Consider the following 19,300-nt stretch of genomic DNA (forward strand, 5'->3'; position numbering starts at 1 on the left):
CTGCTTGCTGTAGGTCTCGCTCTTGGTCGGATCGAACACATACGCCGGGGCCGGGGCCGTTGGGTTGACGTTGATCGTTTTTTCGCTGGAGTTCAGGTTGATGGTCGAGGAGATCGAACTGGTCGGCTTTGGCGCCAGGTTCGAAGTATCGATCCGCAGGTCGGTCAACACGCCATTGATGATCTTGCCGTTGGCATCCACGGCATAGCCTTGCAGGCGGGCAGTGCCGTCGCTGGTGGTGATGTAGCCTTCCTTGTCGGCCTTGAAGGCGCCGGCGCGGGTGTAGCTCAGCGAGCCATTGGTGCTCAGCACGAAGAAACCCTGGCCCTGGATCCCCATGTCCAGCACGTTGCCGGTGTTGTTGATATCACCGTTGGTGAACTGCTGGGACACGTTGGCCAGGCGCACGCCGTTGCCCACTACCTGGGTACCGCTGCCCAGCTTGGTGGCCGAGTAAACGTCGGCGAATTCCGCACGGGAAGACTTGAAGCCGGTGGTGGCGACGTTGGCGATGTTGTTGCCGGTCACGTCCAGTTGCTTGTTGGCAGCGTAGAGACCGCTAAGGCCGATATTGAAAGACATGTTCCACTCCTTGTGTGTCGGTTACAGCAGCGATTGATCGTCACGGTTCAGTTCTTGGATACCGGGGCTCTATCGATGCTGACGCTTGAGTCGGGAAGCTCGAGGAGACCAGACTCTTCGCTGGCTGAGGCTTAGCAACCTGTGTGCCAAGCCTGAGAGCTCCATAAATCAAGGCCTCCCCGAAAGGGGGATGTGGCAAATGCAGAAAAGCGGCAATGGTTTTCCGCGCATTCTTTACAAAGTGGCAATGGCATTGCCGCGCTCGTCCGGGTAATAGCAAGCTGCAGTCCGGTGAGAACAACCCGCTGCCTTTCGGTTCGTTTGATGGGGCGGAGCGGCTCCTGACGCGAGGCCACGTTGAGCATTTGGGGGCTAGTTGGTCATCCAGGCCAAGGATGGTTTCTGGTTTGCAAAAGGATCAGCCCGGCAATGCCGCCGCGGGAGGCCAACTACGCCAGCCTGATCCTGAAGAGCGTCAGATGACTGGGTTCACCAGGTTTGCCCAAAGTTCGACGACCTTCGCCAGTGGCGGGCTGTCACCAGCCCCCTGGAAACCACTGGCGAGCGAGTTTGACTGTCACTCGAAGTGCAACTTGAGCTTCATTGCACTGTGCTTCCTGCTCTTCAGTAGTTGTAGGTCTATGCCAGCGAGGGGTAGCTGAAAGACCTTTCGCATAGGTCTTTTCAAACTCAGGACTGGCCGCCTTGGCCAATTGCATCGCCTTGGCGTAGTCAGTTTCGAGGTCTTCGGGCAGCGCTTTACAAGCCAGCTTGGCTTGCTGATATCTAACGGCGTACATGTAGCCGTCCGTTGGGGCCCGGTCGTAGTTGTAAGGGGATGGCTGCGCAGCCAGGGTTGGGGCGGCGATGAATAGCGCGCAGAGATACAAGCGTCCGTGCATGGGACTGATGCCTCGAAAAATCGGCGAATTATACCCAGCTCGTCGGCGCTGCGAATGTCCATGCACTAGCTCGTTGGAATGCATTGATGAAATGGCGGCGCAGGTTTGCTCATGATTTTGCTCCAGGCCTGCGCCATCGCTGCGCGGGTGACAATCCAGTTGCTCGTTTGGAAAGACCATGCCTCTCTGGTAGGTTCGCTCCCAAAGTGGGAGGACCCGATGAAGTGGAAGCGTTTTAAGGTAGTGATCCTGTACGTCGGTGCTGGCGCCATGGTCGTGCAGGCGGGGCGGCACCTGGCGGGCGGTGTCACTGACCTCGACAATGTAGCGCCAGCCCTGTTCGCCCTGGGTATCGCTTACTACCTGGCCAGGCGCGCAAGATCCTGTGCTGGGTAGCAAGAGGGCTTGGGTTATTGCGGCCCTCCTGGATCAACCCCTTGGGATTGCCACGTAGCATCGAGCGCCGGCTTGCCATTCACATCCCGGGTCCTCTCCTTGATAACGGCCCGCCCCATCTAGCACGGGCCACTTCGCGAGCCAAACCGGAGTAGATGCACAGCTTGCAGGGCCTGGTTCGAGCCAGGCTCTCCAGGCCTTTGCCCCTGATGGGCGTGCGCAGTTATCGGTCCCAGACGCCACTCAATGGGCATGGAAGTGCATGCCGCCATCGACGGGAATCACCGCCCCGGTGATATAGCGAGCCAGGGGCGAGGCGAGGAATGCGACCAGCTGGCCAACATCTTGCGGTTCGCCGAAGTAACCGATGGGGATATGACGGGCGATGAATGCCTGCCGGCTCTCTTGCGTTGGGTGCAACCTTTCCAGCACCTGGGCGCTGTTGATCCGGCCGGGGGCGATGCAGTTGACCGTGATGCCCGCGCAGGCTACCTCGCATGACAATCCCTTGGCCCAGAGATGCAGCGCACCTTTGGCGGCGCTAGCGGCGTTCAGCGATCGAGGCTCCATCGAGCCGCTGAGGTTGATGATGCGGCCCCACTGGCGTGCATGCATTGTTGGCAATACCGCCTGGGTCAGTCGTCGCGCCGCTGAGAAGTTGAGGGCGAAGGCTTCCTCCCAGTCGTCATCGCAAGCATAGAGCCCGGTGGGGCGGGCGCCGCCAGCGCAATTGACCAGGATATCGATGCCACCCAAGGCCCTGGCGGCTTCGGCAGCGATATGGGCAACATCGCTTGCATTCGTCACATCTGCGCTGATGACAATCGGCGCGCTAGCCCCGGCGGCTTCGATGTGTGCTGCAACCTCTTGCAATCTATCAGGCTGGCGCGCGGTGATGGCGATGCGCACTCCCTCCTGGGCGAGCACCCGGGCAACGCCAGCCCCGATGCCGCTGCTGGCTCCAGAAATCAGGGCCGTACGGCCTGCCAGATTCAATTCCATGATCTTCTCCTATGAGAGCTTCCAGCCGCTTCTGGGGCCGGGTGGCCTCTATCTGAATGACTGAGCGCTTGCGGAGAGTTTATTGATTACCCCAAGTAGATAAACTTGCATCCAGTTGCATAACTTGGAACCAGGAGTATCGAATGGATTTGTTGGACAGCATGCGGGTGTACGTCCTGACGGTAGAGAAGGGCAGCCTGAGTGCCGCCGCCGTTACCCTGGGTATCTCCGCGGCCATGGCTGGCAAGCACCTGCGCTCCCTCGAGACACGCCTGGCCATGCAACTGCTCAAGCGGACGACGCGGCGCCAGCATCTGACGAGCTTCGGTGAGGACTACTATCTGCGCTGCAAGGAAATCCTGCGGTTGGTGACCGAGACCGACGAGCAAGCCCAGCACCAGCATCTGGCGCCCGTCGGCAAGCTGCGGATCACGGCGCCGGTAACCTTCGGAACAGACGCGCTGATGCCGGTCTTGTCGAGCTACATGGACCGTTATCCCGAGGTCCGGCTCGAGGTGGTTCTCTGCGATCGGGTCACGGACCTGGCGGAGGAGGGCTTCGAGGTGGCCATTCGCATTGGCGCGCTGCCGGAGGATGCGCCGCTGGTGGCCAGGCCACTGGCTCCCTACCGGCTGATGATGTGCGCCTCCCCGGGCTATCTGGCGCGTCGGGGTATGCCGCGAAGAATGGAGGACTTGCTGCATCACGAATGCCTGTCGTTCAGTCCGACAGCATTGAACGACTGGCCCGACGCTCGGGAAGAACTGGCCCACCGGGCGCCATCGGCGCGGCTGCAGGTCAACAACGGCCAGGCACTGCGCGTCGCCGCCCTGCATGGCCTGGGGATCGTCCTGCAACCCGCGCTCTTGTTGCAGGCGGATGTCCAGGCGGGCCACCTGGTGCAGCTGTTTCCCGAGCAGAGCCTGCCGGACCGCCCAGTGCACGCGGTATACCTGCCGGATCGCTTTCACTCGGCCAGGCTGCGCAGCTTTGTGGAGTTCCTGGTCGAACAATTTCCCCCGGCAGCCGGGGTGCCACGTCCGGGTGCCTCATGAACTGTTTTATGGAACCTGGCTCAGCTATTCATCTTCGCCGCCAGCAGGGCTCGCTCCTTGGTGAGCGGCTTGAGTACACCCTGGTCATTGCCGATGCGCTGGTAGAAAAAGTAGTTCTCGGCCTGGTCATGCAGGATGCGGTAGATATTGCCCTGGCGTCTCGAGCCCGGGGTGACGCTGCGCTCCACCAGTAATTGATAATCCTCGATGTTCAGGCGTTTCAGCGCTTGTTCGAAATCCTGCCGGGTAGTGGTCTCCCAGCGACGGATGTTGTTCATGTGCCACATGATCGAAAGGAACATGAACAGCACCGCACCCTGGACCACAAGGTGCTTCATGATTTGTTCCATAGAGTGACTTCCTGTCTCCTGAGACTGGGGCGAGTCGTGCGCCACAAGCGATAGCGGGGTTGCAACTGGACGTGGCGCATGAGCCCGGCACGCTGGGATTGTGCTTCCAAGGTGGTTACGACTTGAGACACAAAGGCTTCAAATGGTGCTGCCCGGGATGCTAGGTTTGTCGCGTTATCGGTCGCGGATTGTGTAGGAAAGCGCCATGGAATCCCAAGTTTTTGAGAACAAGCGCATTGGCGTGGAGGAGTTTACCGGTCAGGTGGTCACGGGTATGACCTTTCTGGATTGCGATTTTTCCCGGGTCGACCTGTCGGAAACCCAGTTCATCGATTGCAGTTTCTACGATCCCGAGCGCCAGGTCGGCTGCAACTTTCGCAGTGCCAAGCTCAAGGGCGCCTCGTTCAAGCGCTGTGACCTGACGGTCTGCGTATTCAACTTCGCCAGCGCCCTGGGGCTGGAGATCACCGAGTGCAAGGCCCAGGGGGCCGACTTCAGCAGCGCCAGCTTCATGAACGTGATTTCCAGCAAGTCCTGGTTCTGCAATGCCTACATCAACAAGAGCAACCTGGCCTACGCCAACTTCTCCAAGGTCAATCTCGAGAAGTGCGAGCTGTGGGACAACCGCTGGACCGGCGCCAATGTCACCGGCGCCAGTTTTGCCGGGTCGGACTTGTCCGGTGGCGAGTTCAGCCTCCTGGATTGGCGATCCGCCGATTTCACCGGCTGCGACCTGACCAACTCGCAGTTGGGCGACCTGGATATCCGGCTGGTCAACCTGGACGGAGTCAAGCTCGACCGCGACCAGATGAGCCACCTTGCCGCGCGCCTGGGGATCAACGTGATCGGCTAGCCCGGTACAACGAGGTAACCGGAACCCGCTACGGCGGGTTTTTCATTGCCCCCGGCGCTGCCCCGGCCGTGTCAGGGTTCCTTGTGCAGAGGGCGAGCAGGGTTGCCGCAGACCGTGGTGCCGGGCGCCACGCTGCGGGTCACCACCGCTCCCATGCCCACCACGGCGCCCCGGCCGATGACGATGGGCCGCTGGGGCGTGCCTTGCTTGATGATGGCGCCGGCGCCGAGGTAGGCGTGGTCCTCGATCACCACCGCCCCATTGCAATGCACGTTGGGCGCGAAGGTGACGAAGTCGCCGATGATGCAGTCATGGGCGACGTAGCTGTAGAGATTGGCGTGGAAGAACCGGCCGATTCGCGCATTGGCCGTCACCACGGCAAATGGGCACAGCACCGCGCCCTCGCCGATCTCGTTGCACGCCAGGTCCAGTGCATTGGCCGCCATGATGGAGAAGGGCCGGGCCCCGGCGCTGGCCATCCGCGCGGCCAGCTCTTCGCGGATATGGCTGTTGGCGATGGTGATGTTGAAGTGCCTGGTGGCATCCAGGGCCAGGAACTCCTCGAGTCCCAGCACGCTGAAGCCATTGAGGCAGGTACCGGCCAGTTGTTCATCGACGAACACCAGCCGTGTCGTTTGCCAGCACTGCGTCTTGTGCAACTGCTGGGCGGCCAACGGCATCACTTCGCGACCGAAGCCGCCGGCGCCACAAATCGCGTAGACATCCATAGTGCATCTCCTCGTTTCCGGGGGCGGGCAGGCGCCAAGCCTAACTCAATTGCCGCGCCTCGCACGCCATTCGAAGGGCCGGGAGCGAGGCCAACCTTGACCTGCCGGTCCGCTATCCAGAAGATGCCCACCTTCAATCCCAGGCTCAGGAGAGGGCATGCAGGCGCAAGACGGCTACTTCGAAATCACCCCCGAGGATCTGCAGGAGCGCTCCCTGGCGCAACTGGCCGCCAGCCAGCCACTGCCCGTGCGTGGCGTGGGCCTGGACCTGAGCGGCCAGGACCTGTCGCGCAGCAACCTGGCCGGTGCCCATTTCGAACGCTGCAGCTTCAGTGCTACCAACCTCACCGCCGCCAACCTGGCCAACAGCCGCTGGACCAGTTGCCGGGCCGGCCAGGCGACACTGCGCTCGGCGGTGCTCACCGATGCCCGCTTCGAACGCTGCGACCTGAACAACACCCTGTGGCAACGCAGCAAGGTCGCCCATGTGCAGTTCGAAGCCTGCAAGCTCACCGGCGCCAACTTCGCCGATGTCTCGGCCCTGGGCCTGGGCTTCTCCGACTGCCTGCTCAACAGCGCCATGCTGTCCGGTATCTCGTTCTACAAGGCGCAGCTGTATCGCATCGATTTCAGCGAAGCGGACCTGACCTATTGCGACTTTCGCAAGGCAGTGTTCATCGAGGGGGGCAGCCTGTCCCTGGCCCGGGTGAACAATGCCCGTTTCGACGACGCCGACCTGCGTGAAGCCAGCCTACAGGGCCTGCGACTGGTGGATGCGAAGCTGTTCAAGGGCGCAATTATCTCCCGTAGCCAGGCCGGCATGCTCCTGGCCGGCCTGGGCCTGACGGTCCTCTGAATCAGTCCTGTCGGGCCTGGTGCAGGTTTTCCAGTACGCCGATGAAGGCCTGCGCCAGGGGGCTGCGCTTCTGGCTGTGGGTCAGTACCAGCAACGGAGCGGTGGCGCCCAGGTCCACCACCGGCCGGTAGCTCACGCCTTTTTTTGCCAGGGTCCGGGTGCAACTGGGCACCAGGGCGATACCCTGGCCGGCGGCGACCAGGGCGATGATCGAGGTGATCTGGCGCCCGCTGGGCCCCGGCCGCAGGGACAGGTCGTTGCGACGGTACAGCTGTTCGATGGCTTCATTGAGCCCAGAGCCATAGCCAGCCGGAAACAGGATCAGCGGCGACTCGCTGAGTTCGGCCAGGGTCACCTCGGCCTGGGCCGCCAACGGGCTGTCACTGGCCAGCGCCGCCACCAGCGGCTCGTCCCCCAGGGACAGGGTGTGGATCTCGGCCAACTCGTCCGGCGGCTGCATCCGGCTCAGGCCGATGTCGATCCGCCCATCGACGATCTGCGCCCACTGGCTGGCCGAGGCGCCTTCCACCAGTGTCAACTGCACCTCGGGAAAGCGCTGGGCGAAGGCCTGGATCGCCTCGCTGAACAACTCCGACAAGGCGATCGAGCTGGCATATCCCAGGGCCAGTTGCCCGGCGCTGCCGGCGGCCAGCTTGGCGGCCATGGCCTCGGCCAGTTCCATTTGCTCCAGCACCGCCCGGGCATAGGGTAAAAAATGCTGGCCCTGGGCCGTGAGGGTCACGCTGCGGCTGGTGCGATCGAACAAGCGAAACCCCAGCTCGCTCTCCAGCGCCGAGATCTGTCGGGTCAGAGGAGGTTGCGCCAGGTGCAGGCGCAACGCGGCGCGGCCGAAGTGCAGTTCTTCGGCGACGGTCAGAAAGTAACGCAGCCTGCGTAGATCGAGCATCCTGTTCCCTGGGTATTGATCGGTCGGAAATCGGTATTGGTCCTGGTCCAGCGACGTATTTTATAAAAGCCTTTCGCCACAAAACGAGAGGTTTCATGTCCCTGTTTGCACACCGTGCCCGCCTGGCCCTGTTTCTATGTGGCTGCGCCGCCTTCCTCAACCTGTATGCGACCCAGGGCATCCTCCCGGTATTCGCCGCGGATTTTGCCGTGAGCGCCAGGGAAGCGGGCTGGAGCATCACCGTCACCACCCTGGCGGTGGCTCTCGGGGCGCCATTGACCAGCCGCCTGAGCAGTGCCTGGGATCAACGCCGGGTGATAGTGCTGGCGGCGCTGGCCCTGGCGCTGCCGGCTGTGCTGGTGGCCTGCGCTGGCAACCTGGCCCAGTTGCTGCTGTGGCGTTTTGTCGAAGGCCTGCTGATTCCCCTGGTCTTCGCCACCAGCGTTGCCTACATCGGCGACCGCTGGCGCGGCGGCATGATCACCGAGGTCACCAGCCTGTATGTGGCCGGCACCGTGCTCGGTGGGTTCGCCGGGCGCTTCGTCACCGGTGTCGCGACCCAGTACCTGGGCTGGCGCGAGGCCTTCGCGCTGCTGGCGCTCCTGAGCCTGCTGCTCGGCCTGGCCATCCACTGGCTGTTGCCGGCCAATCCGCCGGCGGCCGAGCGCCATCTTGCCGAGCGTCGTGGCAGTTGGCGTCAACTCTGCGGCAAGCCCTTGCTGGCGTCCTACGCCGTGGGGTTCTGCGTGCTGTTCGCGCAAGTCGCCACCTTCACCTACGCCGGGCTCTACCTTGGCCAGCCGCCATTCGAATTGGGCCCGGCGGCCCTGGGAGCGCTCTATGGCGTGTTCCTGCTGGCGCTGGTGGTGATCCCGCTCGCCGGGCGCCTGAGCAAGTCCCGGCCCCAGGCCGAACTGTTGCTGGTGGCGGCATCGCTGGGTGTCTGCGGCTCGGCCCTGAGCCTGTTGTCGTCATTGTGGCTGATGGTGCTGGGCCTGGCCCTGAGCTCCACCGGAGTGTTCCTGGCCCAGGCGGCGGCCAATGCCTTCATCAGTGCCAGCGCCGGGCCGAACAAGGCCAGGGCGGTGGGGCTGTACCTGACCTGCTACTACTTGGGCGGCAGCGCTGGCGCCGTGCTGCCGGCAGTACTCTGGAACCGCTGGGGCTGGCCGGGCTGCGTGGCGTTGATCCTGGTGTTCCAGGTGCTGGCCCTGCTGGTCGGTTGGCACGGTTGGCGCGCGCCGCGGCCACGCCAGCAACTGGCCGGCTGATGCAGCCCCAAGGGACTACCTGAGATGAGCCTGAGCGATCTGCCGCTGCGCCAGAGCCAATTGTTGAAGTTCGTCGAACCGCTGCTCAACGACATGCCCGCCAGTGCCTGGAAGCATGCGCTGTTCGAGGCATTCTGGAGCCAGCGGTGCGACCTGCTGGCCATCGAGGATGCCTTCTTGAAACTGGTCCAATACCCGGGACCGAGGCTGGCAGCCGTAGACGCCTGCACCGAGGCCATGACCATCGCCCCCGACGAGCCCGCCGCCCGCAACCTGTTCGCCCAGTACTTGCAGCGCCGTTCCCGGGCCATGCTCGCTTGCGCCCGGGTACTGCCCGCCGATTCTTCCCCCAACCCATCCGGCCACCCCCATGAATGACCAGAACCCCGCGATTCCCGCTGTAGCCTCCGCCAGCGCCACCCAGGTGCGGCGCCGCTCGCTGCTGGCCGGTTGCAGCGCCCATGCCGTGCACGATGGCCTGACCGATGTGATCTATGTCCTGCTGCCGGTGTGGCAGGCCCAGTTCGCCATGAGCTATGCCCAGGTCGGCCTCTTGCGCGGGGTCTATGCCGGGATGATGGCCGGCGTCCAACTGCTGGCCAGTCGCGCGGCCGGGCGCTGGGGGCGCGAGCGCCTGCTGGTGGGAGGAACCGCGCTGGCCGGCCTGGCCTATTTGCTGGCCGGGCAGGCGACTGGCCTGGGCGTGCTGTTCCTGGCGCTGTTGCTGGGCGGCCTGGGGGCCAGTACCCAGCACCCGCTGGCCTCCTCGCTGATTACCGATACCCATGAGGCTGGTGGCGGGGTCAAGGAGGCCCTGGCGCAATACAACTTCGCCGGCGATATCGGCAAGACCCTGGTCCCCGGCGTGGTGGGCCTGTTGCTGGCGCTGGTCAGCTGGCGCGCCAGCGTGACCCTGGTGGGCCTGCTGGGGTTGGCCGCGGCGTTGCTGCTGTGGTGGTTGCTCCCGTCCCGGGCCAGCACTTCGGCGCTGCGCGACAAGGCGCCCAGGATCCTCAGCGGCCAGGGTTCGGCCGGTGGCCTGTGGGCGCTGATCGTCACCGGCACCCTGGACAGCGCGGTGCGCATGGGCTTCTTGACCTTCCTGCCGTTCCTGCTCAAGGCCAAGGGCGCCGGCAGCGCCGGAATCGGCCTGGCCCTGACCCTGCTGTTCATCGGCGGCGCGTTCGGCAAGCTGTTCTGCGGTTACCTGGGGGCACGCATCGGCATGATGAAGACCGTCTGGCTGACCGAATCCAGCACGGCGTGCCTGATCGTCCTGGCGGTGTTCCTGCCCTATGGCGCCCTGATGGTGACGCTGCCGCTGCTGGGCCTGGTGCTCAACGGCACCTCGTCGGTGCTGTATGGCGCAGTGCCGGACCTGGCAGGGGCCGGCAAGCGCGAGCAGGCATTCTCGCTGTTCTACACCGGCACCATCGGCGGCGGCGCGTTGGCCCCGATGCTGGCCGGACTGCTCAGCGATGTCGCCGGCGTGGCGCCGGCGGTGATGGTCCTGGCGGCGCTCCTGCTGCTGACGTTGCCCCTGTCCTGGCAGGTGCAGCGCGGGCTGCCAGCTGAAGCTGGCACGCCATGAACGAAGGCTCGAGGATGGAAAGAGACCAGGGCATGGCGCTGCTGGCGTGGTGCTCCTGCACTGTTTTTCACATAGATTTACAGCTGCCGGAACAGCACCGCGCTAGCCTGGGCACTCGCAGGCCACCAGCCAGGGGAGGTGCGTGGTCACGCAACGACAATCTCGATGGATGCCCTGATGAGCCTGTTTGCAACGAGCATTTACCACTACTGGCAATCCAGCTTGAGTGCCCTCGAAGGCTTGCGGGAGGACGGCGGCTTCAGCGTGCGGGTCGACCCCGGGCTGGAAGACCAATCGCGCCTGATGCTGCTGCGCACTCCCGGCGGCAGCCAGGCAGTGTTGACCCCGGGCTTGGCGCAGATCCTCGGCCTGGCCGAGGGACCGGTGGATACCGAGGCCGCCTTCCTGGCGCGCCTGGAGCAGGCCGGTATCCGCCTCAACGGCGCCGACCATGTGTTCTATTACCCCCGGCAACGTCACGCCGAGCTGTTGCGCGATACGGCCCTGCTCGATACCCGGGCATTGTCGGCGGCGGACGAGCAGCGGTTCGCCCGCTTCCAGTCCAGCGCCAGCGCAGAGGACCTGGACAATGCCTATGTCGAACTGGATCACTGGGCGGTGTTCGGCGCTTTCGAGCAGGACCGGCTGGTGGCGGCCGCGAGCATGTATGCCTGGGACGGGTCGCCGCTCGCCGATCTGGGCGTGCTGACCCTGGAGGCGTTTCGCGGCCGGGGCCATGCCCGAAGGTTGGTGCGGGCGATCTGTCGGCATGCCCTGGAGCAGGGCCAGGAGCCGCAGTACCGCTGCCAGGTCGACAACCTGGCCTCGGTGGCGCTGGCTCGGGCGGCGGGGCTGGAGCTGTTCGGCCAGTGGCGGGTGATCCACCCCGATTGCGAGATCTGACGGCTTAGCGGTGCAGGCGGGTGTGGCCCGGGCCTGGGATATCTTCCCGGGAGTCCGGGCCGTACCGGTTCAGGCGCCTACCATCCACTTGGCCAGGCCGTGGCGGCCACTGACCCCGAGCTTGGCGGCGGCGCGCTTGAGGTAGGTCTCGATGGAGCTGTTCTTCACGCTCAGGCGCTGGGCCATCTCCGGTACGGTGCCGCCGGTGAGCAGCCCCAGGCAGACTTCTTTTTCCCGGGCCGAGAGGGTGATATCGCCCAGTGACAGGCGTTCGTCGAACTCGCGCTGCAATGGTGACTGCTCCTGGTTGTCCCGGGGGCGGCTGGTCCAGCTGCGCAGGTTCTTCAGGGCTTGCTGGCGATGCATCTGCGCATGGCGTTCCAGCAGCGGCAGCAGGGTCGAGGACAGGCTCTTGAGGAACGACAGCTCGGACAGGGAAAACCCACCCTGGGTCGATTCGCGGTAGAGCGCGATCACGCAGCGGCGGTTGGCCTTGCGCGACACCAGATGGCACTGGTGCGGGGTATTGCGTGCTTGCCGGCCATGGACCTGGGCGTTGATCTGGATCAGCAGCGAATCATCCATTTCCAGCATTTTGTGCAGCAGCGGTTCTTGGCGCCGGGCGGCTTCCGGCAGTTGTTCCGGCTGTCCGGCACGTCCCAGCAAGGTGATTTCCTCGGCGCGGGTCTGGCGCTCGTCGAGGGTCCATTCACTGAGCACCAGGTGATCGGCCGGCACCAGTTTGTTCACCAGTTCGAGCATGTTCGCGGCGAACTGGCCCTGGCCGGTGTTGGAGATCAACTGCCCCAGTTCCAAGTAGAAATTCGGTGTTTCCAGGTTGGCGATACTGCTGGTCAGACTCATATCCCTATCATCCTTGATCAAGGCAAATCGCTGATCGAAGCCTTGAAACCTTTATTGCGACGGCGCACCGCAGCAGGTCCTCCATGAACCCGATCCGGTCAGATGCGTCTGATTTAAGCCTAAGCATTTGCTTCGCGTCTGTAGGGGGAAACCGGGACACAAAACCCCGGGCCGGGCTCGCCAAGCCCCCTGCGCCGGGCCTCGGCCAGTGCGCGGCAAGCCCGTGGGCACGGGGCCGCAGTGAGTTGCAACGGACTTTGGCGACAGGCTTCGCAAAGAGTTCGGGACTGGACTGACGAGTCAGGAACCTCAGGTACAGATGGTCAATTTCCTACAGCTAATTCAGCCGATCCGCAAACCATCGCCAACCCCTCCGATACCCGCCAGAGCCGCGTCCCAGGCGGCCGGCAGCCCGGCGGACTGTCCGGGTTTGGGGTGACATACAGCCCAGGGGGCCGATGCTTAAATTTCGTTCGCCGGTGCCTTGGCCATCACATGAGAAGGATCTTATGACGCGTTTTTCTGCCATTGCCGTGGGCGACGCTGCCGTCGCCATCCGTCGCTCGCCGCAGGCCGGATGCCTGCCCCGGAAGCAGTCATGAACGCCGGTCCGCTACAGGCCCCGGGCCTGCCGTTGACCGCCGGGCAGCGGGATATCTGGCTCGACCAGCTCAGCCGCGGCGACTCGCCCTTGTACAACATCGGCGGTTATGCCGAGTTGCGCGGCCCGTTCCGTCCCGAGTTGATGCAGCGCACCGTGGAACTGGTGGTGGCCCGGCACGACGTGCTGCGCACCGTGCTGTCCCGCGAGGGCAGCCAGGATGGCCTGCCGCTGCAGTATTTCGACCGCCATTGGCCGGTGCAGCTGGCGCTCCACGACCTGTCCGATGCCGCCGATCCGCTGGCCGCCGCCCGAATGCAGATTCAAGGGCAGATGCAGCAGCCGTTCGCCCTCGAAGGCCAGCGGCTGTGCCGTTTCTCGTTGTTTCGCCTGGGCCCCGAGCATCACCTGATGCAGGCCGAGGCCCATCACCTGATCCTCGATGGCTGGGGCTTCGCCCAGTTGTCCCAGGCCCTGGGCGAGGTCTACGGCGCCCTGCTGCAGGGTGAGCAGCCGGCAGCCGAGGCGCCATCCTTCAGCGACTTCGTCGAGGACGATGGCCGCTACCACCAGTCCGCCCGTTACCAGCGCGACCGCGACTACTGGCTGGCCAGTTACCACAGTGTGCCGGAACCGTTGCTGCGCCCGCGCTATCGCCCCAGCGTCACCGACGAGACCCCCGGCGGGGCGCTGGTACAGGCTTTCCCCGCAGTGTTGCACGAACGGATGAAGGCCCTGGGCAAGCAGCTTGGCGGCTCGGCTTTCCATGTACTGCTGGCCGCACTGCATGTGTATTTCACCCGGGTCGACCAGCGCCGTGACTGGGTCCTGGGCATGCCGGTGCTGAACCGGCCCAACGCCGCCTTCAAGGCCACCCTCGGCTCCTTCACCCAGGTCAGCGCGGTGCGCATGGACTTCGCCCCGGACCTGACCTTCGAAGCCCTGGTGATGGCGGTGCGCGACAGGTTGAAACAGGATTTTCGCCACCAGCGCTTCCCCTTGAGCGAGCTCAATCGTGCCCTCGGCCTGCTGCGCGAGGACCGCACCCAGCTGTTCGAGTTGTCGCTGTCCTACGAGGTGGAGAACCTGGATTACCGCTACGGCGAGGCCAGCGCCTCGTCGGTCAAGGTTTCCAACCGCCACGAGCCGGAACCCCTGGCCATCCACCTGCGCAGCAACAGCTTCGAGGACAGTGCCTGGATGCACTACGTCTATGACCGCCGGTATTTCCAGGCCGAGGAGATCCAGGCCATGGCCGGGCACTTGCTGCACGTCCTGGAGCAAGGGCTGGAGGACACAGGTTTGCCGATGCAGCGCTTCTCGTTGCTCACCGACGCCGATCGCGCCCGCCTGGAGCAATGGAATGCCACCGGCCAGGCGAACGCCGCCGAGCAGCGCATCCATGGGCGGATCGAGGCCTGGGCCGAGCGCACCCCGGATGCCATCGCCCTTATCGCCCAGGGCCAGCAGCTCAGCTATGCCCAGCTCAACCAGCAGGCCAACACCCTGGCCCGGCACCTGCAGGCCCTGGGCGCCGGCCCGGATGAGCGGGTGGCCATCGTGGCCCGGCGCAGCCCGCAAACCCTGGTGGGCTTGCTGGCGATCCTCAAGGCCGGCGCCGGCTACGTGCCCATCGATCCGGCGCACCCGGCCGAGCGCCTGGCCTACCTGCTGGAGGACTGCGCTCCGGTGGCGGTGCTGGTCCAGCAGGACCTGCGCCAGCGCCTGCCGGCGTTGTCGATGCCAGTGGTGGAACTGGATAGCCAGCAGTGGCAACCGGGGACCGTTGCCAACCCGCAAGTGCCGGGGCTGACGCCACGACACCTGGCTTATGTGATCTACACCTCGGGCTCCACCGGCTTGCCCAAGGGCGTGCAGGTGGAGCACCAGAGCTTGTCCGGCCTGGTGGACTGGCATTGCCAGGCGTTCGACCTGGGCCCGGGCCGCCATAGCTCGTGCCTGGCCGGTTTCGGTTTCGACGCCATGGCCTGGGAAATCTGGCCGACCCTGTGCGCCGGGGCGACCCTGCACCTGGCGCCGGTCAGCGATGGTCCCGAGGACCTGGATCGCCTGCTCGCCTGGTGGCACGCCCAGCCCCTGGACGTGAGTTTTTTGCCGACCCCGGTGGCCGAGTACGCCTTCAGCCGCCACACCGGCCATCCGCACCTCAAGACCCTGCTGGTGGGCGGCGACCGCCTGCGCCAGCCACCCGCGGCCCAGGGCTTTACCCTGGTCAACAACTACGGCCCCACCGAAGCCACGGTGGTGGCCACTTCCGGGGTCATCGAGCCGGGCGGGGCACTGCACATCGGCCGGCCGATCGCCAACACCCGCATCTATCTGCTGGACGAGCAGCAGCGGCCCCTGCCCATCGGCATTCCCGGCGAGCTGTACGTCGGCGGCGCCGCAGTGGCCCGGGGTTACCTCAAGCGTCCCGAGTTGACTGCGGAGCGCTTCCTCGACGACCCGTTCAGCGAAGTGCCGGGGGCACGCATGTATCGCACCGGCGACCTGGCGTGCTGGCGCCACGACGGCACCCTGGAGTACCTGGGGCGCAACGACGACCAGGTGAAGATCCGCGGCCTGCGCATCGAGCTGGGGGAAATCGAAACCTGCCTGGGTCGCCATCCGGCCCTGCGCGAGGCGGTGGTCCAGGCCCGCGACGGCCAACTGGTGGCCTGGTTCAGTGCCGACGGCGAGGTGCCCATCGGCGAGCTGCGCGAACACCTGCTGCAACGCCTGCCGGACTACATGGTGCCGATGGCCTATGTGCGGCTCGACGCCTTGCCGCTGACCGCCAACGGCAAGCTGGACCGCAAGGCCCTGCCGGCGCCGGACCCGCTGGCCTTGATCAGTCGCGAATACGAGGCGCCCCAGGGGCCGCTGGAAACCACCCTGGCGCGGCTCTGGGCAGAAGTGCTGCAGGTCGGGCGGGTGGGGCGCCAGGATCACTTCTTCGAACTGGGCGGGCATTCGCTGCTGGCCTTGCAACTGATCCAGCGCATGGATCAGGAAGGCTTGCAGGCCGACGTGCGAGTACTGTTCGGCCAACCGACCCTGGCCAGCCTCGCCGCCGCGGTGGAGCAGGGGGCCGGGTTGCAGGTCCCGGCCAACCGTGTGCCGCCGGGCTGCCAGCGCATCACCCCGGACATGCTCAGCCTGGTGGATCTGGACCAGGACAGCATCGACCGGGTGGTGGCGACGATTCCCGGCGGGGCGGCCAACGTCCAGGAGATCTATCCCCTGGCGCCTTTGCAGGCCGGCCTGCTGTACCACCACATGACCTCGGTCCAGCGCGATCCCTACCAGCAACATGCGCTGTTCGCCTTCGCCCGCCGCGAGGACCTGGACGCCTTCGCCAACGCCTTGCAGGCGGTGATCCAGCGCCATGACATCCTGCGCACCAGCCTGGTCTGGGAAGTGCTGGAGCCGGCGGTGCAGGTGGTCTGGCGCGAAGCCCGGCTGAACCTGGAAGAACTGCGGCCGGTGGCGGGCGAACCGGTGCTCGAGCAATTGCGCCGGCACTTCGATCCACGCCAGCGGCCACTGGATATCCGCCAGGCGCCGATGCTCGCCCTGGCCTGGGCCGAGGACCGGCCACAGGGGCGCTGGCTGGCGCTGCTGCGCTTCCATCACCTGGTCAACGACGCCACTTCCACGGCGGTGCTGATGGCGGAAATCGGCGCCCACATGGACGGCCGCCAGCAGCAGTTGGCCGCGCCTTTCGCCTACCGCGAATACGTGGCCCGCACCGGCCTGGACCAGGAGCGCCACGCCGCGTTCTTCCGCCAGGCCCTGGCCGGGGTGGACGAGCCGACCCTGGCCTTCGAACTCAAGGAGCGCCCCGGCGAGCAAGCGGACCACGAAGAGGCCGGGCAGTTGCTCGACGCCGGCTTCGAGCAGCGCCTGCGCGAGCAGGTCCGGCGCCATGGGGTCAGCGCCGCCAGCCTGTTCCACCTGGCCTGGGCCCTGGTGCTGGGACGTACTTGCGGCCGCGACGACGTGCTGTTCGGCACCGTGCTGCTGGGACGCTTGCAAGCCGGTGCCGGGGCGGACCGGGCCCTGGGCATGTTCATCAATACCTTGCCCCTGCGCCTGGAACTGGTGGGGCTCAACGTCGTCGACGGGCTGCGCCAGGTCCAGGAGCGTCTCAGCGCGCTCCTGGCCCATGAACAGGCGCCGTTGTCCCTGGCCCAGCGTTGCAGCGCAGTGGCGCCGCCGACCCCGCTGTTCAATGCCTTGCTCAACTACCGGCACAACGTCGAGGCCGACGCCCAGGCGCTGTTGCAGGACCTGCCGGCCGGGGTGCAATTGCTCGCCAGCGAGGAGGTGGTCAGCTATCCGCTGATGCTGGCGGTGGACGACCTGGAGCCAGGCTTGCGCCTGGGCCTTCGCGCGCCCCGGCGGATCGGCGCGCAACGCTTGCTGGACTACCTGCAATGCACGCTGCAAAGCCTGCTGCTGGCCCTGGAGCAGGCGCCGGCGACATTCCTGCACAGCCTGTCGATCCTGCCCGAGACGGAGCGCACGCAGTTGCTGTCGGCGTACAACGCCACCGAGTCGGACTATCCCCGCCAGCTGACCCTGCATGCGCTGTTCGAGGCCCAGGTCCGGCGCACGCCCGAGGCCATCGCGGTACAGGCCGGCGAGCGTCGCTTGAGTTATGCAGAGCTCAATCGCCAGGCCAACCAGTTGGCCCATCACCTGCGCGAGCTGGGCGTGGGGCCGGACGTGCGAGTCGGGCTCTGCGTCCAGCGCAGTCCCGAGCTGCTGGTGGGCCTGCTGGGCATTCTCAAGGCCGGCGGCGCCTACGTGCCCCTGGACCCGGACTACCCGGCCGAGCGCCTGCACTTCCTGGTGCAGGACAGCCAGCCGCTGGCGGTGCTGGTGCACCAGCCGACCCACGGCTTGCTGGCGGACCTGGCCCTGGCGCTGCTGGACTTCGACGCCAGCCCCTGGCAGCACCAGCCGCAGCACGACCCGCAGGTGCCGGACCTGGAGGTCTCGCACCTGGCCTACGTGATCTACACCTCGGGTTCCACCGGCACGCCCAAGGGCGTGATGGTCGAGCACCGTGGCCTGGGCAACCTGATGCACTGGGGCTCGCAGCTGTGCCCGCAGTCTGCGGGCGGCACCTTGCTGCAAAAGGCCCCGTTCAGCTTCGACGGCTCGGTCTGGGAGCTGTTCTGGCCCCTGGTCACCGGCATGCGCCTGCTGCTGGCGCGGCCGGGCGGCCACCGCGACCCGGACTACCTGGCGCATCTGGTCGTGGAACAGCAGGTGACGATGATCAAGTTCGTCCCGGCGATGTTGCTGCAGTTCCTGCAACTGGAAGAGTCGAGCCAGTGCCAGAGCCTGACCGACGTGTTCTGCGGCGGCGGCGAGCTGACCGAGGCCATCGCCCGGTTGCTGCGCCAGCGCCTGCCCCGGGCACGCCTGCATAACGTCTACGGGCCTACCGAGGCCACGGTGGACAGCACGGCCTGGACCCTGGAGCCCGATGCGCCGATTCCGCCGGTGCAACTGCCCATCGGCCGGGCCATCACCAACACCCGGCTGTACGTCCTGGATGCCCACGACCAGCCAGTGCCACGGGGCGTCAGCGGCCAGTTGCACATCGGTGGCGTCGGGGTCGCCCGCGGCTACCTAGGCCTGGCGCAGTTGCAGGCCGAGCGGTTCATCGCCAGCCCCTTCGTCGCCGGCGACCGGCTGTACCGCAGTGGCGACCTGGTGCGCTATGCCGAGGATGGCAACCTGGAGTTCCTCGGGCGCAACGACTTCCAGGTCAAGCTGCGCGGCTTGCGCCTGGAACCGGGGGAAATCGAGGCACGGCTGGCCGAGCATCCGGCGGTGCGCGAGGTGGCGGTGCTGCTGCGCGGCGAGCGCCTGGTGGCCTACTACAGCCTGCATCCGGGAGCCACGGAACCGGGGATCGAGGCCTTGCGCGCCCATGTCCTGGAGCGCCTGCCCGACTACATGGTGCCGGCGGCCTACGTGCGCCTGGACGCCTTGCCCCTGAGCGGCAATGGCAAGCTGGATCGCAAGGCCTTGCCCGAGCCCGGGGCCGATGCGGTGCTGGCCCGGGAATTCGTGGCCCCGGAGGGTGAACTGGAAACCACCCTGGCGCGGCTCTGGGCCGAGGTGCTGCAGGTCGAGCGGGTGGGGCGCCACGACCACTTCTTCGAGCTGGGCGGACACTCGCTGCTGGCGGTCAGCCTGGTGGCGCGCATGCGCCAGGAAGGCCTGCATGCCGATGCCCGGTTGCTGTTCAGCCAGCCGACCCTGGCCGCGCTGGCGGCCAATACCCGCAGCCAGTTGCAACAGGTGGACATTCCCGCCACCACCATTCCACAGCTCAAGCGCCAGCGGCGCCTCTGAGCCTTTCGCACCTTCTGTCATGACCTTGGCGCGCCGGCCCTGATGCCGGCGCGCCGGCGGG

16 protein-coding genes are annotated in these 19,300 nt (G+C 65.7%); 9 read left to right on the forward strand and 7 right to left on the reverse strand.

Annotation, left to right across the window (positions count from 1 at the left end):
- Positions 1-582 (reverse strand): flagellar hook-basal body complex protein (locus AC3WK8_RS25560; protein WP_492574086.1); only part of this gene is annotated, 582 nt, incomplete at its 3' end.
- A 536-nt stretch (positions 583-1,118) separates the two neighbouring features.
- Positions 1,119-1,664: a hypothetical protein gene (locus AC3WK8_RS25565; protein ID WP_146043308.1), complete on the reverse strand. Its 546-nt coding sequence runs from the start codon at positions 1,662-1,664 to the stop codon at positions 1,119-1,121.
- A gap of 39 nt (positions 1,665-1,703) precedes the next feature.
- On the opposite strand from AC3WK8_RS25565, the gene AC3WK8_RS25570 reads away from it, so the two are divergent.
- On the forward strand, positions 1,704-1,880 hold the full coding sequence (locus tag AC3WK8_RS25570; RefSeq protein WP_164485019.1) for a hypothetical protein: 177 nt from the start codon (positions 1,704-1,706) through the stop codon (positions 1,878-1,880).
- A 243-nt stretch (positions 1,881-2,123) separates the two neighbouring features.
- Here AC3WK8_RS25570 and AC3WK8_RS25575 read toward each other — a convergent pair whose 3' ends face one another.
- Entirely contained in the window at positions 2,124-2,882 is a 759-nt protein-coding gene (locus tag AC3WK8_RS25575) for an SDR family NAD(P)-dependent oxidoreductase (RefSeq protein WP_103327102.1), read from the reverse strand.
- Between the two features lie 143 nt (positions 2,883-3,025).
- Here AC3WK8_RS25575 and AC3WK8_RS25580 point away from each other — a divergent pair, with 143 nt between their 5' ends.
- Positions 3,026-3,937 (forward strand): LysR family transcriptional regulator, encoded by a 912-nt coding sequence (locus AC3WK8_RS25580; RefSeq protein ID WP_103327100.1) that lies wholly within the window; start codon positions 3,026-3,028, stop codon positions 3,935-3,937.
- Positions 3,938-3,957: 20 nt separating this feature from the next.
- Here AC3WK8_RS25580 and AC3WK8_RS25585 read toward each other — a convergent pair whose 3' ends face one another.
- The gene (locus AC3WK8_RS25585; RefSeq protein WP_146043307.1) at positions 3,958-4,275 is read right to left on the reverse strand and encodes a hypothetical protein; all 318 of its coding nucleotides are present in this window, start codon (positions 4,273-4,275) and stop codon (positions 3,958-3,960) included.
- 217 nt (positions 4,276-4,492) lie between these two features.
- On the opposite strand from AC3WK8_RS25585, the gene AC3WK8_RS25590 reads away from it, so the two are divergent.
- Positions 4,493-5,140 carry a Qnr family pentapeptide repeat protein gene (locus AC3WK8_RS25590; RefSeq protein WP_103327097.1) on the forward strand — a complete coding sequence of 216 codons (648 nt, stop codon included), beginning with the start codon at positions 4,493-4,495 and terminating at the stop codon, positions 5,138-5,140.
- Between the two features lie 71 nt (positions 5,141-5,211).
- Here the strand turns inward: AC3WK8_RS25590 and AC3WK8_RS25595 are convergent, their stop codons facing one another.
- Positions 5,212-5,868 carry an acetyltransferase gene (locus AC3WK8_RS25595; protein ID WP_103327095.1) on the reverse strand — a complete coding sequence of 219 codons (657 nt, stop codon included), beginning with the start codon at positions 5,866-5,868 and terminating at the stop codon, positions 5,212-5,214.
- A 157-nt stretch (positions 5,869-6,025) separates the two neighbouring features.
- On the opposite strand from AC3WK8_RS25595, the gene AC3WK8_RS25600 reads away from it, so the two are divergent.
- Positions 6,026-6,724 carry a pentapeptide repeat-containing protein gene (locus AC3WK8_RS25600; RefSeq protein WP_103327093.1) on the forward strand — a complete coding sequence of 233 codons (699 nt, stop codon included), beginning with the start codon at positions 6,026-6,028 and terminating at the stop codon, positions 6,722-6,724.
- A 1-nt stretch (position 6,725) separates the two neighbouring features.
- Here the strand turns inward: AC3WK8_RS25600 and AC3WK8_RS25605 are convergent, their stop codons facing one another.
- Entirely contained in the window at positions 6,726-7,631 is a 906-nt protein-coding gene (locus AC3WK8_RS25605) for a LysR family transcriptional regulator (protein WP_103327091.1), read from the reverse strand.
- Positions 7,632-7,726: 95 nt separating this feature from the next.
- Here AC3WK8_RS25605 and AC3WK8_RS25610 point away from each other — a divergent pair, with 95 nt between their 5' ends.
- The 4 genes from AC3WK8_RS25610 to AC3WK8_RS25625 all read left to right on the forward strand — a co-directional run bounded on the left by AC3WK8_RS25610 (position 7,727) and on the right by AC3WK8_RS25625 (position 11,396).
- Positions 7,727-8,902 (forward strand): MFS transporter, encoded by a 1,176-nt coding sequence (locus AC3WK8_RS25610; protein WP_103327089.1) that lies wholly within the window; start codon positions 7,727-7,729, stop codon positions 8,900-8,902.
- Between the two features lie 24 nt (positions 8,903-8,926).
- The gene (locus AC3WK8_RS25615; protein ID WP_103327087.1) at positions 8,927-9,280 is read left to right on the forward strand and encodes a hypothetical protein; all 354 of its coding nucleotides are present in this window, start codon (positions 8,927-8,929) and stop codon (positions 9,278-9,280) included.
- The gene (locus AC3WK8_RS25620; RefSeq protein WP_103327085.1) at positions 9,273-10,493 is read left to right on the forward strand and encodes an MFS transporter; all 1,221 of its coding nucleotides are present in this window, start codon (positions 9,273-9,275) and stop codon (positions 10,491-10,493) included. Before AC3WK8_RS25615 ends, AC3WK8_RS25620 begins: the two co-directional genes overlap by 8 nt.
- Positions 10,494-10,670: 177 nt before the next feature.
- Positions 10,671-11,396, forward strand: a complete 726-nt coding sequence (locus tag AC3WK8_RS25625; protein WP_103327106.1) for a GNAT family N-acetyltransferase — start codon at positions 10,671-10,673, stop codon at positions 11,394-11,396.
- Positions 11,397-11,465: 69 nt separating this feature from the next.
- Here AC3WK8_RS25625 and AC3WK8_RS25630 read toward each other — a convergent pair whose 3' ends face one another.
- Positions 11,466-12,260, reverse strand: coding sequence for a helix-turn-helix transcriptional regulator (locus AC3WK8_RS25630; RefSeq protein ID WP_085599974.1), 795 nt, complete (start codon positions 12,258-12,260; stop codon positions 11,466-11,468).
- 598 nt (positions 12,261-12,858) lie between these two features.
- Between AC3WK8_RS25630 and AC3WK8_RS25635 the strand changes: the two genes are divergently transcribed.
- Positions 12,859-19,239: a non-ribosomal peptide synthetase gene (locus AC3WK8_RS25635; RefSeq protein WP_103327083.1), complete on the forward strand. Its 6,381-nt coding sequence runs from the start codon at positions 12,859-12,861 to the stop codon at positions 19,237-19,239.
- Positions 19,240-19,300 lie beyond the last annotated feature (61 nt).

The sequence above is a fragment of the Pseudomonas sp. FW507-12TSA genome, from assembly GCF_058781435.1.